Annotated in this window: 17 protein-coding genes and 1 riboswitch; of the genes, 9 read left to right on the top strand and 8 right to left on the bottom strand. The window is 46.3% G+C overall.

Going from position 1 to position 14,662, the window contains the following annotated elements; all coding sequences use genetic code 11:
- Window positions 1-5: 5 nt before the first annotated feature.
- Entirely contained in the window at window positions 6-1,211 is a 1,206-nt protein-coding gene (locus BLS23_RS08860; RefSeq protein WP_089652190.1) for a CaiB/BaiF CoA transferase family protein, read from the bottom strand.
- A gap of 193 nt (window positions 1,212-1,404) precedes the next feature.
- Between BLS23_RS08860 and BLS23_RS08855 the strand changes: the two genes are divergently transcribed.
- Window positions 1,405-2,046, top strand: a complete 642-nt coding sequence (locus tag BLS23_RS08855) for a GntR family transcriptional regulator (RefSeq protein ID WP_089652189.1) — start codon at window positions 1,405-1,407, stop codon at window positions 2,044-2,046.
- 16 nt (window positions 2,047-2,062) lie between these two features.
- Window positions 2,063-2,938 carry a hydroxymethylglutaryl-CoA lyase gene (locus BLS23_RS08850; RefSeq protein WP_089652188.1) on the top strand — a complete coding sequence of 292 codons (876 nt, stop codon included), beginning with the start codon at window positions 2,063-2,065 and terminating at the stop codon, window positions 2,936-2,938.
- Between the two features lie 93 nt (window positions 2,939-3,031).
- Here BLS23_RS08850 and BLS23_RS08845 read toward each other — a convergent pair whose 3' ends face one another.
- Both BLS23_RS08845 and BLS23_RS08840 read right to left on the bottom strand, forming a co-directional pair.
- The gene (locus BLS23_RS08845; RefSeq protein ID WP_089652187.1) at window positions 3,032-3,457 is read right to left on the bottom strand and encodes an RDD family protein; all 426 of its coding nucleotides are present in this window, start codon (window positions 3,455-3,457) and stop codon (window positions 3,032-3,034) included.
- Between the two features lie 108 nt (window positions 3,458-3,565).
- The gene (locus BLS23_RS08840; RefSeq protein ID WP_089652186.1) at window positions 3,566-4,207 is read right to left on the bottom strand and encodes a hypothetical protein; all 642 of its coding nucleotides are present in this window, start codon (window positions 4,205-4,207) and stop codon (window positions 3,566-3,568) included.
- Window positions 4,208-4,376: 169 nt separating this feature from the next.
- Here BLS23_RS08840 and BLS23_RS08835 point away from each other — a divergent pair, with 169 nt between their 5' ends.
- The 6 genes from BLS23_RS08835 (at window position 4,377) to BLS23_RS08810 (ending at window position 9,182) form a co-directional block, all read left to right on the top strand.
- A complete protein-coding gene (locus BLS23_RS08835; protein WP_089652273.1) occupies window positions 4,377-4,898 on the top strand; it encodes a DUF420 domain-containing protein in 522 nt (173 codons plus the stop codon).
- A 183-nt stretch (window positions 4,899-5,081) separates the two neighbouring features.
- Window positions 5,082-5,312 carry a hypothetical protein gene (locus BLS23_RS08830; protein WP_089652185.1) on the top strand — a complete coding sequence of 77 codons (231 nt, stop codon included), beginning with the start codon at window positions 5,082-5,084 and terminating at the stop codon, window positions 5,310-5,312.
- A 116-nt stretch (window positions 5,313-5,428) separates the two neighbouring features.
- Window positions 5,429-5,531: riboswitch (TPP riboswitch) on the top strand.
- Between the two features lie 91 nt (window positions 5,532-5,622).
- Window positions 5,623-6,225, top strand: coding sequence for a YkoF family thiamine/hydroxymethylpyrimidine-binding protein (locus BLS23_RS08825; protein WP_089652184.1), 603 nt, complete (start codon window positions 5,623-5,625; stop codon window positions 6,223-6,225).
- The gene (locus BLS23_RS08820) at window positions 6,222-6,800 is read left to right on the top strand and encodes an ECF transporter S component (RefSeq protein WP_089652183.1); all 579 of its coding nucleotides are present in this window, start codon (window positions 6,222-6,224) and stop codon (window positions 6,798-6,800) included. The genes BLS23_RS08825 and BLS23_RS08820 overlap by 4 nt, the downstream gene beginning before the upstream one ends.
- Complete coding sequence (locus tag BLS23_RS08815) at window positions 6,797-8,416, top strand: ABC transporter ATP-binding protein (RefSeq protein WP_089652182.1); 1,620 nt, start codon at window positions 6,797-6,799, stop codon at window positions 8,414-8,416. The genes BLS23_RS08820 and BLS23_RS08815 overlap by 4 nt, the downstream gene beginning before the upstream one ends.
- Window positions 8,403-9,182 (top strand): energy-coupling factor transporter transmembrane component T family protein, encoded by a 780-nt coding sequence (locus tag BLS23_RS08810; RefSeq protein ID WP_089652181.1) that lies wholly within the window; start codon window positions 8,403-8,405, stop codon window positions 9,180-9,182. Before BLS23_RS08815 ends, BLS23_RS08810 begins: the two co-directional genes overlap by 14 nt.
- 66 nt (window positions 9,183-9,248) lie before the next feature.
- Here the strand turns inward: BLS23_RS08810 and BLS23_RS08805 are convergent, their stop codons facing one another.
- Together BLS23_RS08805 and BLS23_RS08800 are read right to left on the bottom strand one after the other, a co-directional pair.
- Window positions 9,249-9,788 (bottom strand): hypothetical protein, encoded by a 540-nt coding sequence (locus BLS23_RS08805; RefSeq protein WP_089652180.1) that lies wholly within the window; start codon window positions 9,786-9,788, stop codon window positions 9,249-9,251.
- Window positions 9,789-9,921: 133 nt separating this feature from the next.
- On the bottom strand, window positions 9,922-11,187 hold the full coding sequence (locus tag BLS23_RS08800; RefSeq protein ID WP_089652179.1) for an MDR family MFS transporter: 1,266 nt from the start codon (window positions 11,185-11,187) through the stop codon (window positions 9,922-9,924).
- Window positions 11,188-11,284: 97 nt separating this feature from the next.
- Between BLS23_RS08800 and BLS23_RS08795 the strand changes: the two genes are divergently transcribed.
- On the top strand, window positions 11,285-13,048 hold the full coding sequence (locus tag BLS23_RS08795; RefSeq protein WP_089652178.1) for an ABC transporter substrate-binding protein: 1,764 nt from the start codon (window positions 11,285-11,287) through the stop codon (window positions 13,046-13,048).
- A gap of 52 nt (window positions 13,049-13,100) precedes the next feature.
- Here BLS23_RS08795 and BLS23_RS08790 read toward each other — a convergent pair whose 3' ends face one another.
- From BLS23_RS08790 to BLS23_RS08780, 3 genes are read right to left on the bottom strand one after another with little or no spacing between them, the layout of a single operon-like run.
- Complete coding sequence (locus BLS23_RS08790; RefSeq protein ID WP_089652177.1) at window positions 13,101-13,463, bottom strand: ASCH domain-containing protein; 363 nt, start codon at window positions 13,461-13,463, stop codon at window positions 13,101-13,103.
- Entirely contained in the window at window positions 13,460-14,113 is a 654-nt protein-coding gene (locus tag BLS23_RS08785) for an alpha/beta family hydrolase (protein ID WP_089652176.1), read from the bottom strand. Before BLS23_RS08785 ends, BLS23_RS08790 begins: the two co-directional genes overlap by 4 nt.
- A gap of 23 nt (window positions 14,114-14,136) precedes the next feature.
- Window positions 14,137-14,649, bottom strand: a complete 513-nt coding sequence (locus tag BLS23_RS08780) for a GNAT family N-acetyltransferase (RefSeq protein WP_244157155.1) — start codon at window positions 14,647-14,649, stop codon at window positions 14,137-14,139.
- Window positions 14,650-14,662: the final 13 nt, after the last annotated feature.

The raw sequence follows: 14,662 nt of genomic DNA, 5'->3' as shown, positions 1-14,662 counted from the left end.
CCCCTTTAAATAATATTGTTTCCTTTCAACTCTTCCATTTCCTCACTTGTCATACCTAAGATGTCTTTAAACACTGTCTCGTTATCCATCCCCATCTTCACAGCCCCTGGTTTATGTATTTTTCCCGGGGTACGGCTTAATTTCGGGACGACTCCAGGCATTGGAAATTCTCCAAGCTCAGGATGCTCCACAGGTACAATCATCTCCCTCTCCTTATAATGAGGGTCCTCGACAATGTCCTTGGCACTATAAATCATTCCTGAAGGGACACCATGCGTTTCGAGTAAGGCAAGGCTTTCTTCCGCTGTCAACGATTTGGTCCAGTCTTCAATACGTAGATCCAGTTCCTTCATATGTTTAGCTCTTGCATCGTGCGTAGAATATTTTTCATCATCTGCTAACTCAGGTTCACCCATCGCTTCACACAACCTCATAAAAACACCGTCCGAATTCGCCCCGATTACAATAAAAGTCTCGTCTTTCGTCAGATATATATTGGAAGGAGCGACTCCAGGCAGGATATTTCCCATCCGTTCACGCACATAACCCGTAAGTAAATAATCCGGAATCGTACTCTCCATCACAGAAAATACCGCTTCATAGATGGCTGTATCTACCACTTGACCTTCTCCTGACCTTTCACGTTCATGTAACGCCGTCAAACATCCGATCGTAGCAAAGAGAGCGGCAAGCGTATCCCCGATACTGATGCCAATTCTTGAAGGGGGACGATCAGGAAATCCAGTCACATGCCGCAAGCCTCCCATCGCTTCTGCGACACTTCCGAACCCGGCTCGTTTATTATAAGGTCCCGTTTGACCAAATCCGGATGTTCGGACCATGATCATTTTCGGATTGATCTCAGAAAGTCTTTCATAGGAAAGGCCCCACTTTTCCATCGTACCCGGCCGGAAATTCTCTATGATGATATCCGACTCTTTCACTAAATCTTTCAGAACACGTTGCCCCGCTTCCTCTCTAAGATTCAGAGTAATAGACTTTTTATTACGAGATTGAATCGGCCACCATAAACCTACGCCATTTTTCTTTTTGCCCCAATTTCTCATAGGGTCGGACTTTCCAGGAGGTTCTACTTTAATGACTTCAGCCCCGAAATCAGCTAACAACCTCCCTGTAAATGGACCGGCAAGAAGCGTGCCCAATTCTAGTACGCGTACCCCCTGCAATGGCAGGTGTTCGGCATTGTCCACTGTTAACAACCTCCATTTCCATTAATTTGAATTCATCGTAGCACTTTGTATACAATAAATCAACTTAAAATTCAGAAAAATCAAATATTATGTATGAAAAGCCGGGTTTTTGTACTTTATTCAGAAAAATACAGCAATTTAGTTGCTGCGGAGATACCCTTTGTATACAATAGAACCAAGGAGGGATATAGTTATGGAAGCCTATGAACGAATAAAAAAGTCCATCATTGAAGGTGATTACGCACCAGGCACACGTTTAACAGAAGAAAACCTTGCAAAAGAATTACAAATCAGTCGCACACCAATACGCGAAGCCATAAAGCGCCTCGAAACAGAGAGGCTGATCTCTCCTTTAAAAAGAGGTGTCATAGTCAGTGAGTTTAATAGGGAGGACATCTGGCAGATTTACAATTTGAGGGCGTTGCTAGAGGGATATGCAGCTGCCGAAGCTGCTGTAAATCGAAGCGCAGAAGATATTGAGGCTATGGAAAGATGCAATGAACAGTTTAAGGATTTGCTTGAGAATCCCACCTACGGGAGAACAGAAATGTTGAATGAAATCACGGAATTGAACAACCAATTCCACAGTGCCGTGTACAACGCTTCTCATAACGAACATTTAAGGTTTCACATCACCAGTGTAACCGTTCTGCCTTTAGTCTTCCGGTCCTTTTATTGGTATAACGAATACCAGTTAAAAAAATCACTTGAATTGCACCAAACCATCTTATGCGCTATTCAGGCAAATGAACCGGATCGAGCCAAAACAGCTATGCAGGAACACATTTACCAAGGAAGAGACCACGTGTTAAAGAACATAAATAATGAATCCTGAATGAGGAGGAAAAGTTATGATTCATATATGTGAAGTCGGCCCGAGGGATGGCCTGCAGAATGAAAAACAGTGGATACCTACAGAAAAGAAGGTTGAGCTAATAGAACGATTAATACAATCCGGTTCAAAACAAATTGAAGCGGTTTCTTTTGTCAACCCAAAAGTAGTCCCTCAAATGCGTGATGCAGAGCAAGTCATGGAACAGGTTCCAAGAGTGTCAGACGTTCGTTATTCAGGCTTAGTACTAAGCAGATCCGGTCTGGAAAGAGCTCTAAGTACAAACATCGACGTCATCCATACCGTTTTAGCGACAAGTGATACTTTCAATCTCAAAAATGCTAAACGGACAGTAGAAGAATCCAAAGATGCCTTAGTCCAAGTTACAAAGGAAGCACAAGAAGAAGGAAAACCAGTGACAGGAGTTCTGGGAACTGTCTTTGGCTGTCCTTTTGAAGGGGAAGTGCCCATAAATAGAGTCTTAAAAATTTCCGAAGACTTCATTCAGGCAGGTTGTACTGAAATGGTATTAGCAGACACCACCGGGCAAGCAGATCCTCTTCAAGTAAAAAAAGTCGTCCACTCATTTAAAGAGGCTTTCAAAGATGAAGTAAGTCTCAGACTTCATTTCCATAATACTAGAGGGTTAGGACTTGCAAATGTGTTAGCCGCATACCAAGCAGGTGTCACTTCTTTCGATTCCTCTATCGGAGGACTCGGTGGGTGCCCTTTCGCACCTAAAGCCGTGGGGAATGTGTGTACCGAAGATATGGTTCATATGTTTCATCAAATGGGTGTCGAAACATCCGCCTCTCTGGATCAACTCGTTGAGACCACCCATTGGCTTGAAGGATTGATGGAGAAAAAGCTCCCGGGCATGGTTTCAAAATTATAAAATATGTTTAACTACGGCACTAATAAATACACATCCGTTTTGATAAACCCAATACCATACCGGAAAGCACACTTGCCCCTGCCCCTGAGCCTCTTATTCCAATGGAGGCTCTTTCCACTTTATCGTTGTATAGGATATGAGTTCACTCCACCCTCTCCCTTTCGAATCCATCAAACCGGTGACGAATGAAACCCAGTACCACATCCCCTGGGTAAGGATGACCGGAACGAACCCTAAGACGGCTCTTAGAAAGATCTGCAGGATGTTCGGCGGCTTACCTGAATTGGATTCGATGGTGAGATTCGTCAAAAGCATGCCGAGTGTTCTTCCTTTCGCCAGCAACGGAATGAGAATGAGAAGCGAGACATGGATGATGATGAATGCTTTCCAAAAGACTGGGTTCGGATCGAAGCCACGCCCTGTGTTCTGCGTTGCTGTGTAGAGGATCGCGAGGAATCCGGATACGATGAGTTCAAGTCCTGTGCCTATGAATCTGAGGAACAAGTTTCTTTCGGACATCGAAGTCCCTCCTTTCTGTACGATATCCTATGGGTTTTTGGTATCATCGGTTTGCCCATTCACCCAGGAAGGAGAAAAAGAGATGGAGCTTTTGCCCCATCTCTTTTCTCAACGTGGTGAAAATCCCCCGCCATATTGAATTTTATATGCCCGAAACTTTCGACAACTTTCCGTTCGATTGACGTTCAATTGGTGCATCACGCATTTGTTCCCGATTAAGTGGATACAATTCATACATGCACGAGACTCCCTATAGGCTTGATAGACCCCTGCTTTCTTCTTCATCTTTTTCAAGCTTTCTCCGCTATTTCGCTCTTTGCTCCTATTGTTTGAGGAGTGACCGACTTTCGTTCTTTTCAACTTTCTATTCTTCATTTCCTTCTTTTGTATGTATTCTTGGTCTTCTTTAAAGATCACTTCAGCTATGAAACTGGATCGCTTCAGCCGAAATGACTTTTTCTTGCCAAGTTCTACGCGTAAAAAAAGACGATAAGTCCCATCCTTAAATCTAGTCATTGCAGTATTGCCTTCTCTATGTTCCTCATTTTCTCTTTCATTGTTGCCATTTCGGATAAAATAAGCAAAATCATTTCTAAATTTACATAACACTTTGATTTCTTGTTTTCTAGCAAGTAAGTGGTATTCAAAGTTGGAGATTTTGACGAAATTACTTTCATTAATGCCTGATAAGAGGATAACAAAAAGTTGTTCTCCCTTTTCATTGGCCTTGAACCCATAGGTCATTTCCATCAGCGATACCTCCTGCAGAATTACTTATATTATCCCCATTTTATAACAGAAAGACTTTTCTGAAAATAACACACGTGCACATTGTGCGTTTTCTGTCATAGCATTCTCCTCTTACTTTCTTTATACTTAACTAGGATTCTATATAAAGATGTATGAAAGGATCGATACCATGAAAAAATTCAATTACGTCCCATGGGTCGTGGGACTTTCCATCGCTATCAACCTTATCGTTGTGGCTCTATTATTCTTACCGAAAATTGACGGGGATCTCGGATTCAACATTAAACTCCTTCCCCTCTTGAATGCCGTCTTGAATTCGTTTACGTTCGTTTTCCTGTCTGCTGCGTTGTTCATGATCATCAGGAAAAACGTTAAGTGGCATAAGCGGTTCATTTTCGCTGCTTTTACGTCTACCGCTCTCTTCCTCGTCTCGTACCTGACGTACCATTCAATGGCAGAGTCGACGTCCTTCGGCGGTGAAGGGATCATTGCGGGAATCTATTATTTCATTTTGATCACGCATATCGTATTGGCTGCGCTCATCGTGCCCCTCGCTCTACTTACTTTGTTCCGCGGGCTTGCGATGAAGGTGGATAAACACCGCAAAATCGCGAGATGGACGATGCCGATCTGGCTGTACGTAAGTCTGACTGGAGTCATCGTCTACTTGATGATTTCCCCTTATTATTGATGAACGACAAGAAGCGGCACTGCGCCTGTTTTTTTGTCGAAACTCTTCCCTTCCTTCTTGACCCTTATTATAGTAGAATAATAGTTAGAGGGAAGTCGTAAAAGGTATTTCTATGACATATGTTTCGGTTTTTGTTATTCAGGGAAAATTTATGGTTCAAGGTCAGATAATAAGGAGACTACAATGGATTTACTCCAATTTATGAAAAATGAAGGTTACACTTCGGCTAAGTTCTCCTCGTTGACTGGTGAAGACGTCCGATTGATTTTGAATGATGTAGCTTCAACAGAGGACCTGTATCAAATGATGGAAGTGAAACCGACATCCGTCAGTTATTACCCTTATGAACGCGTGCCGTATATCGATTGTTTCATAGATCAGAATGTGATGAAGTTACGCTTGTCGAAAGCATAAGGAATGAACCGGATCCCCCAGGGCGATCCGGTTCATTTGTTTTTTTACAAAAAAGATGGTTTACAAATCTATGACTCTCCGCTACGATGAAAGCAACGTACAAGAACTGCATACGCGTTTTGCACTGGGGGAGCTGCTATAAGCGGCTGAGAGGAGGAATTCCGACCCTTGGAACCCGAACTAGATAATACTAGCGTGGGGAAGTGCGGTCGTCATTCACAAGAACCTGACTGGTTCTTCCTTTATGATTGGTAGACTGCATTCCCGTGGGATGCAGTTTTTTTGTGCTCAAAAAAAGGAGGAATAAGAAATGGAAAACAATTGTGGAACTTCAAGGATCGCGGGGTGCTCTTTTTCCGTGCACCCGATGTCGGACAAATTCGTGGATTACATCAAGGCGAGCCTGAATGAGGTGGACAGCTCGAAAGTCTGGATGAAGACAGATGATGTCACGACTACGGTCCGCGGCCGGATGGAGCATGTCTTCGATGTCACCGAAGCGATTTTATTACATATCGCGAAAACAGGGGTCCATGTCGCTTTTCAAGGGACCTTTTCCATCGGCTGCCCTGGAGATTCATCCGGGGATGTCCATATGGATGAATCGGAGGAACGGTTGAACAAGCTTCAATCCAAGGAAATCGAACAGAGGATCGCAGCGAAATTCTCCCTTTATCCAATGGGTGGCGGCGATTATATGGACACGATCTACCGTCAAATCGAAGCGATGAAAGAAAAAGGCGTAGAAGTCACGCCCGCACACTACTCCACCCGCCTCGACGGAGATACACGCGACATTTTCACAGGACTTGAGGATGTGTTCAGGGAAACGGAGGCGAGCGGCTCTTCCCATACAGTAATGACTGTGACGGTTTCTGCCAACAGCCCTTCTCATAAGGATAATCAGTTATGAACAACTGGAAACTGAAAGAGATCGTCGTCATGTCCGTGCTTTCTGTCGTTTTTGCGGTCGTTTATCTGGCATTCCTTCCGGTCGGAAAAATCCTCGTCGGCTTTTTCGGACCGATCGGCTATGACCTCATCTTCGGCATCTGGTTCATCGTGTCGATCATCACGGCTTATATCATCCGTAAACCCGGCGCTGCCTTTTTGTCAGAAACGATCGCTGCGGCTGTCGAAGTGCTGCTCGGCAATGCGGTCGGTCCGATGCTCCTCGTCTCTGGGATGATTCAAGGGCTCGGGGCAGAATCGGCCTTCGCCATGACGAGGTACAAACGTTATGATCTGTTCACCCTCATGCTTGCCGGTGTCATGGCTGCCGTGTTCAGCTTCGTCTGGGGTTACTTCCTATCCGGTTTCGCAGCTCTCAGCACAGGGTACGTCCTCGCCATGTTCATCGCCCGCATCATCAGTGGTGCCATCATTTCAGGTGTCGCAGGGAAAGTCCTAAGTGACGCTTTAGCGAAAACGGGTGTCCTTTCAAGCTTCGCTCTTGGAAAAGAATACCGAAGGAAGCGAGCCGCATGAGTCAAGATGTGATACGAGTCGAGAACCTCACCCTCCATTATGAGGAAAGGAAGAAACCTGTTTTGTCCCGTCTGAATTTTTCCATGGAAGAGGGAGAAAACATGCTGATCCTTGGTCCGAGTGGATCGGGGAAAAGCTCCCTCACCCACTGTTTGAATGGACTCTACCCGAGAGAACTCGACGGTTCCATGGATGGAGAAGTCTATGTACAGGGACGACGGACCGTCTCTTATCCTGCCGGTGAAATGGCGCAGCACGTCGGCGTGGTTTTCCAGGATCCGGAGACGCAGTTCTGCATGATCACCGTTGAGGATGAAGTGGCCTTTGGGTTGGAGAACTTGAATACCCCATATGAGTCGATGGTGGAAAAAGTGGAGAAGGCTTTAAGCTGGGTCGGGATGGAAGATTACAAGAACATCTCCGACCTCTCCGGAGGACAGAAGCAGAAAGTCGCCCTTGCCTGCATCCTAGCGATGGAACCGGAGGTGTTGATCCTCGATGAACCGACAGCGAATTTGGACCCGGTGGCGAGGAAGGAATTCATCCAGCTTTTGAAAAAATTGAAAGAGGAACTGTCTTTCACCCTGCTTGTGATCGAGCATAAGCTGGAGGGTTGGCTGGACTTGTTGGAAAGAGTCCTCATCATTAGCGAAGAGGGAGAACTCGCCTACGATGGTCCACTCCACGACCATTTGAAAACGTACGCCCGGGAAATTCATGAGATGGGCATCCAGCTTCCTTACGCTACAAGGACAGCTCTGGAACGGGGTTGGACGCCTCCCTATCCGCTTCACATCGAAAAAATGCCGTCCGCCGATTTACCAGCGAATCCTCATCGAGAGGAACCTGCGGGTGAGGTATTGTTGAAAGCAGAAGATGTGCATTGGAAATCGATTTTGCGAAACATCAACGTTACTTTTCATGAGGGAGAATGGGTTGCAATCGTGGGGGAAAACGGGAGCGGGAAATCTTCCTTATCGAGAATCCTTGCGGGCATCCAGCCTCCGGGAAAAGGGACGGTTTCTTTGCACGGCCGCTCGTTAAAGAAATGGAAAGAGAATGACCTTCGGCAAGAGATCGGTTATGTTTTCCAGAACCCGGAACACCAGTTCATTACGGATGCGGTCTATGATGAAGTCGCCTTCAGTCTCCAGCATGCCGGGATGAAGGAAGCGGAATGGACCAGGATCGTTGAAGAAACATTGAAGTTCTGCCGGTTGGATGGACTGGAGGACCAGCATCCTTTTCTTCTAAGTCAGGGACAAAAGCGGCGTTTGAGTGTCGCAACGATGATTGTCGAGGATCAGGGTATGCTTTTCCTTGATGAACCGACGTTCGGACAGGATGAAAAGTCGACCTCGGATTTGATGTCGCTCTTGAAAGAAAAACATGAAAACGGGACGACGATCGTCATGATTACGCATGATATGGAGCTCGTGGACAAATACGCGACAAAGGTGCTTGTCATGAACGAAGGCGAAATCACCTTTGATGGTCAGCCGGAAAGACTCTGGTCACGTTCAGATTTGGCAGACCATCACCTGGAGCTGCCTCCAAGAGAGCAATGGAAGCGATCCGTTTTGAAGCGGAAGGAGCCTGCGTATGTTTCTTCATAACGTAAATCCGACGGTCAAAGCGTTGACGATCATCGGTACTGTCTTCCTCCTCGCGTTCGTGTTCGATCCTGTCACGCCAGTGCTCTACATCGTTTGGACCGTGATCGTCACCTTCCTGTTCGGGACGTTCAAGAAAAGATACTACCTGTATTATTTCATTCCGTTCACGCTGTTTGCTTTCGGAATGTTCTGGACGACGATCGTGTTTTCGGACACCGCTTCTGGGACTACCGGAACCGTCTCATTCCTCGGGATGGAGTTCCCAACGGAAGACATCTGGACGGCGGCTGCTCTAGGTCTCAGGGTCCTTGCGTTCGCCAGTTTGTCACTGCTGTTTTTGTTCACGACGAACATGGTCCATTTCATCTTGAGCCTGATCCAACAGTTGAAGCTGCCACCGAAAATCGCTTACGGGGTTATGGCAGGATATCGTTTTTTGCCTATGTTGAAGACAGAATTCCAACAGATCCGTGCGGCTCACCGAATCCGCGGTGTCAACCGGCCGGATTCGTGGAAGGAAAAACTCCTTCAATACCAGCGCTTCGCGATTCCCCTTCTGGCTGGTGCGATACGGAAAGCGGAGCGGACAGCAATCGCGATGGAATCGAAAGGGTTCACCGGTGCGAAGGAACGCACGTTTTACCGCCCGATGAAAGTGCGGCGGAAGGATTGGCTTTTTCCTGTGATGATGTTCGGGATGCTCGGGGTGACGATTGCTTTTTCCCTCTATTTCGGATACTTTTCCTGGTATGATGGACAGCTTTAAAATTAATGGTCATAGAAAACCGCCCTTAGTTTCCATTAAGGGCGGGTTTCCTTGGCTTTATTTTCCTCATTCTAAGGCTGTGCGTATATCTTCGAAGTCACTACTATATTGAATACTCGTTAATTTATCATCTTCATTCGTTTGTGCGTTTCCTTTCACATTCATCGTATTCGTTTTGTTACTTTTGTTATTTGTATACGATAAGTCCACAGTGAAGGTGTAATAGTTTTCTTTTTCTTCAATCTCTATATCATCGACTTTCACCTCATAGTCCGGGTGCGCTAAACGCAGGAATGATAAAGCCATATTGCTGTTTACTATATAACTCTCGAAAAAACGATCGCTTAAATAGGGTTTGAAATGTTCCATGTGGTACTCACCTAACTCCTCAGCGTACGTTTGCAATTGGCCATCAGGGCCGTTTAATAACTTTTCCTGTTCCTCGCTGGGACCCGTAAAAGTATTCTGCAAAACCGTGCGAATGTTCTGTTCACTTTCAGATTCTTCTACGTTGCTCCCTACGTCCTCTGAACTGGTGCAACCCACAGATAGTAATAGAATTCCTAACAAAAATAATGGCTTTAGATATTTTTTGATGATTTCCATAAACTACCCCTCCGTTCTTTCTTCTTACTCATTACATACGAAAAAGCAAACGATGCCGTTTCAAAATATTAGCAATTCCTTTCATAGGATCCAAAAAAAGACAGAAGAGGACTCCCTCTCCTGCCTTCTCTCCTTATGAACCACTCGCCTCAAGGACGATTTCTTCAGGTGATTTCCTCCTTAGAATCGCCATTCTGGAAAAGTGGATCCCAGCGAACACAAGCCCGACATAAAGCACAGCCATACCGTAACCTCCGATGACATTACCGATGATGATCCCTAGAGCTCCGAGTATTTTTCCGAACTGAAAGACCAAACCGTTGAAAGCCATGTACGCTCCCCGCCTTGTATCATCGACGATATCAGCTAGGATGGACTGCCGCGTTGGCACATACAGCAGTTCACCAACCGAAAGGACGATGACAGCGATGAAAAGGCCGGGGATATGATTACTGAACGCCAGGAACGCGTATCCCAGTCCGAACAAGGCGAAACCGGCATACATGATCGGTTCTTCTTTTTTCCCTTTGATCCATTTCGAGAAAAGCGATGTGAACAGCACGATGAACAACGTGTTCGCGACCGTCAGCAGGCTGAGCAGCCGGATGCCGTCCAGTTCAAAAGAAAACAGGCCGAAAAAATCCATCATGTTTGAAGTGATGTCCTGCTCTAATCGGACAGAAATGAAATTGTTGCGCTGGAATTCGATACCTAAGATCGCAATCCCTCCGATTGTGAATGCGAGGAACGGGACATCTTTCATGACGAGGCTGTAATTTTTCAGAACCGGCTTTAGTCCGTATCCTTCCCTCACTTTCTCTTCACTCACGACGTATGTATCGGTGATTTTCGTACTCGTCATCCAGAGCGTCAACAAACTGATGCCTAAGAGGACGGCGATCAATTCGAACAGATTCCGCTCGAAAAACCAGCCGCCGATCATGAGTCCGATCATCATCGACATGTTGATCGCCCAGTAGTTGATCGCATACATGAACGCCCGCGAATCTTTCGTGCTGACATCAATGAGCATTGCCTCGGCCGCTGGGTTCACGAGACCTCCAGCAATTCCGATGAGCAGCAGCATGAAAAACGTCATCCATGCGGATTGGAGCCACGGAGAGTTGGCGATAAACATGCCGATGAAAGCCGTAAGCTTCAAGATCTCCCCTGTCACCATCAAGCGTTTCCGGCCGATGATATCCGCCAAGTACCCGCCATAAAGACCTGTAAGAAACTGGGCCTCGACTTGGATCAGCAGCAGCACGCCTGCGACCGTCGCATTGATTTCTTTTGTAAAATAGATGGCCATGAATGGAAACACGGCCGCCCCTACGACCCGGCTCAGAAATGATGTATAAATGCGGATCCGGATGTTGGGATGCAATTCTTTGAACATGGAACCTCCTCCTTCGCTCCCTCTATTATGAGGTTTCCAAAAAGGGGTAAAAAGGGTATGATTTAGAAAAATCTGTCCCCTTTTAGGAGGTGCGCTGATGCTCGACGAACGTTATTTTTCATTGAGGGCCCATTTGTATGAACGGGAAGAGGCCCAAACGATCGCGTTCAAGTTACAGGAGCTTGAGACGATTTGGTACTGCTCTCAAAAAAATGCGAAAAGAGTTTTGAAAGAACTAGTAGCGAATGGAAGGCTGACGTACATTCCCGGCAAAGGGCGCGGAAAACCGTCCACCCTCCTTTTTCCGAAACCGTTCCAAAAGGAAGTGGAAGATTTCGTCACTGCCTGCGTGGAGCGGGACGAGCTGGATGAAGCGGCCCACCTCCTGCGCCTGCCGATTCCGAAGTCCTGGATCGCCAAAGCGTCTTACGATATCCGTAAAATGTTCAGCTACAGGGAACAAAGCAGCCCGAAGGATGTGCTCCATGCTTTCATTGCACGGTCGCTCACGACACTTGATCCACTTGAAGTTTCCATCACATTCGAAGCCCATATGATCGAACAGCTCGGGGACCCGCTGCTGAAATATGATGCTGAAATAGATGAAGTCCTCCCCCATATCGCCCATCATGTGGACGTGGACGACTCGGCTCGGACGTGGACGTTCCATTTGCGGAAAGGGGTGCGGTTTCATAATGACGAAGAGCTGACGAGTGAGGATGTCTACTCCACATTATCGAGAGCGATGAATACGGAAGCATCTACATCATGGCTGACAGAGGGCATTCGGAGCATCGAATGTCCAAGCCGTTATAAAGTCATCATTCATTTGGACGAACCGAATCCATTTTTCCCGAGATACATGGCGGCATCGAATTTGTGCATCCTCCCTGCAGGAACGCCCTTCGATGAACACGAATGGATCGGGACAGGGCCTTTTTACTTGAAGGAGCTTACGGAGCACAAACTCGTCCTCGCCGCATTCGATGGGTATTTTAAAGAACGCCCGTTACTCGATGAGGTCCAATTTTTCAAAGTTTCTCAGGAAGCTGCAAGTATCATTAATTTCACGGTGGAAGACGGCGAAGATGTGAACCCTGCTCAAAAGCATGAAGTCGAGACCGGCTTCCGCTTTCTGACGTTCAATTTTCATAAAGACAACATCGTAGAGGATCCTCATTTTCGGGAAGCCATCTATCACATTCTGGATATCCAAGAGATGGCGGACTCTTTTGGCTGGCATTCCTTCGGTGATCCTAATGATTTGCCCGGTGAAAATCAATACGTGGAGGCCAGCAGTTTCGTTCCTACTAGATCAACACACTTGGAAAAAAAGAGCTCGCTGATTCCAGAGCTGCTGAGAAAATCCGGCTATGAGGGGGAACCGTTGAAACTGTTTCATCTTGAATTCCCAAATGCCGTGAAAGAAGCCGAGTGGCTCGAGAAAAAAGGAGCGGAATATGGTATCCACTTCGAACGCCACCCCTTCAACTTCTCCAATTTCTATACAGAAGAGATGGACAAGGACGTGGATTTGATTTTCATGGGGGAAGTGTCATCACTGGACCCACACCTTTCTTTTTTAGGAGCTTTTTATAATAAAAACTTATTTTTCCGGCGCTTCTTCCCGGATTGGGGATTGCAGTGGATCCATGACAAACTCGAGGTTTTCAAAAGACAGGATACGGCTGAAGAACGCGAGCAGGTCATGGATGAGATTGAAACGTACATACGAAAGCAGAATTTGTTGATTTTCCAATACCATCCCGTGAAAATCCGCACGTTCCACCCGATGATCCAGGACGTCAGATTTCAGTCATTCGGTTACTTCGACTTTTCAAAGATATGGATTCCACGATAAGCGAAAGCCCATTCCTCGTTGTGAGAGATGGGCTTTCGCAGTATGTAAATCTTTAAACTTCCGCCTTCATTGCTTTATCCAAGTCGACCCAGATGACCGCTCCAAGCGGATGAGTATAGGGGATCGGTTCTTCATAAAAGAACGGATTCCGGAGCACCCATGCATAGGTACGTTTGTAGGGCAGCTGCTGACAGTTTTCTTCCGGGATGCCGTGCAGGCTTGTGCTCCTCTCATACTCTGCTTTCGTCAATGGTTGGCTGTCTACGATTTCCACCGTTCCGAAAACATGACCGGTCCCACTTTTGATCAACCCGGTCGTTCCTCGGTGCTTCGTGTTCGTACCACGGATTTCCCATGTCTTTTCCCCGCTCAGGATCAGGTCGATCCACGGCTCTTTCACTAACAAACCTTTCAAAAGTCATTCCCCCTATTTTTCACGAACGTCCCGATGGATTCGACGACTCTTTTCATGACCTCGATAGAGCTTGCCGTATCCCCCCCAGATACGTCCAAAGAGTGATTCGCATTTTTCAGGACTTCCATTCGAATGTTCGCCCGACTCTCCAAACTTTCCACGACACTTTTGATATAGTGATGATCCTCATCTCCTACAAAAATCAACAACTCCGCGTTTGTATGTATGAGAGGTTCTTTGTAGAAGTCATACTTGAATAAAGGAGTCAGAAGGACAAACCTTGCTTCAGAGTATTTTTGGATCAGCCCTTCTGCTATAGGAAGTGTCCCGATCGATTTCCCAAGGAAAGTCAGATGGCCATAATCCCTCTGCATGAATACATCTTTTATGACCGAAGAGACATCCCGTTCCATCCGTTTGGCTATAACCTCCCATGGTTGTTCAAAAAAGGAGGAGTCATAATCATAATGCACATGCACAATATCCCACGTATCCTCCATCAATTTCATCGTCGTATAATAGAAAATCGGGTGATCGTAGCTGTATCCTCTTCCCGAAAACATGAAACAAACGCGATCGGATCCATTTTGGATATAGGTATAAGCGATTCTACCTTCCGCTCCATCGACGCCTTTCTGTTGTACTTCCATCGCCTCACCCCTTCAGGATGATCTCATAACTCAATCCAGTACCTTTTGACGACATTCCCATCTTTTTCGATAAAATCTTCATCTTCCACACCACCATTATTCAGGATGGTCTTCATCGATCCAGTGTTGATTTCATCGCAGACGACGAGAGCTCTCGGAATGCCTAGCTCTTTGGACTTTTCTAAAGACAAACGTAACAATTCCGTCGCATAGCCTTTCCTGCGTTCAGAAGGGCGGATGCCGTAGCCGATGTGACCGCCGGCATTTCGCAGCGGTTCCGTCAGGGCATGGCGGATATTCACAGCTCCGATGACCTTGTTCTCTTGATCGATGAGCCAGTAGGTCGAGCCCGGTACAAACCCTTCAGGCAGATCGATCCCCTTGGCGTCATTATGTAAGCCCTGAACCATGGCTTGAAAATTCGAAGGATCTTTTTCAATCACCCATGGAATCATCGTTTCCCCGCTATCTTTCCACTCTTTATAAAAACTAAGGTAGGATTCTTCTAGTACTATGTCAGGTTCAACCAGTTTCAATGGTCTCAATATA

Origin of the sequence: Halobacillus aidingensis (assembly GCF_900104185.1) — a bacterium.
Taxonomy (GTDB): Bacteria; Bacillota; Bacilli; order Bacillales; family Halobacillaceae; genus Halobacillus; species Halobacillus aidingensis.
Note: the sequence above shows the minus strand (reverse complement) of the source record. Positions and strands in the feature narration are given on the sequence as shown.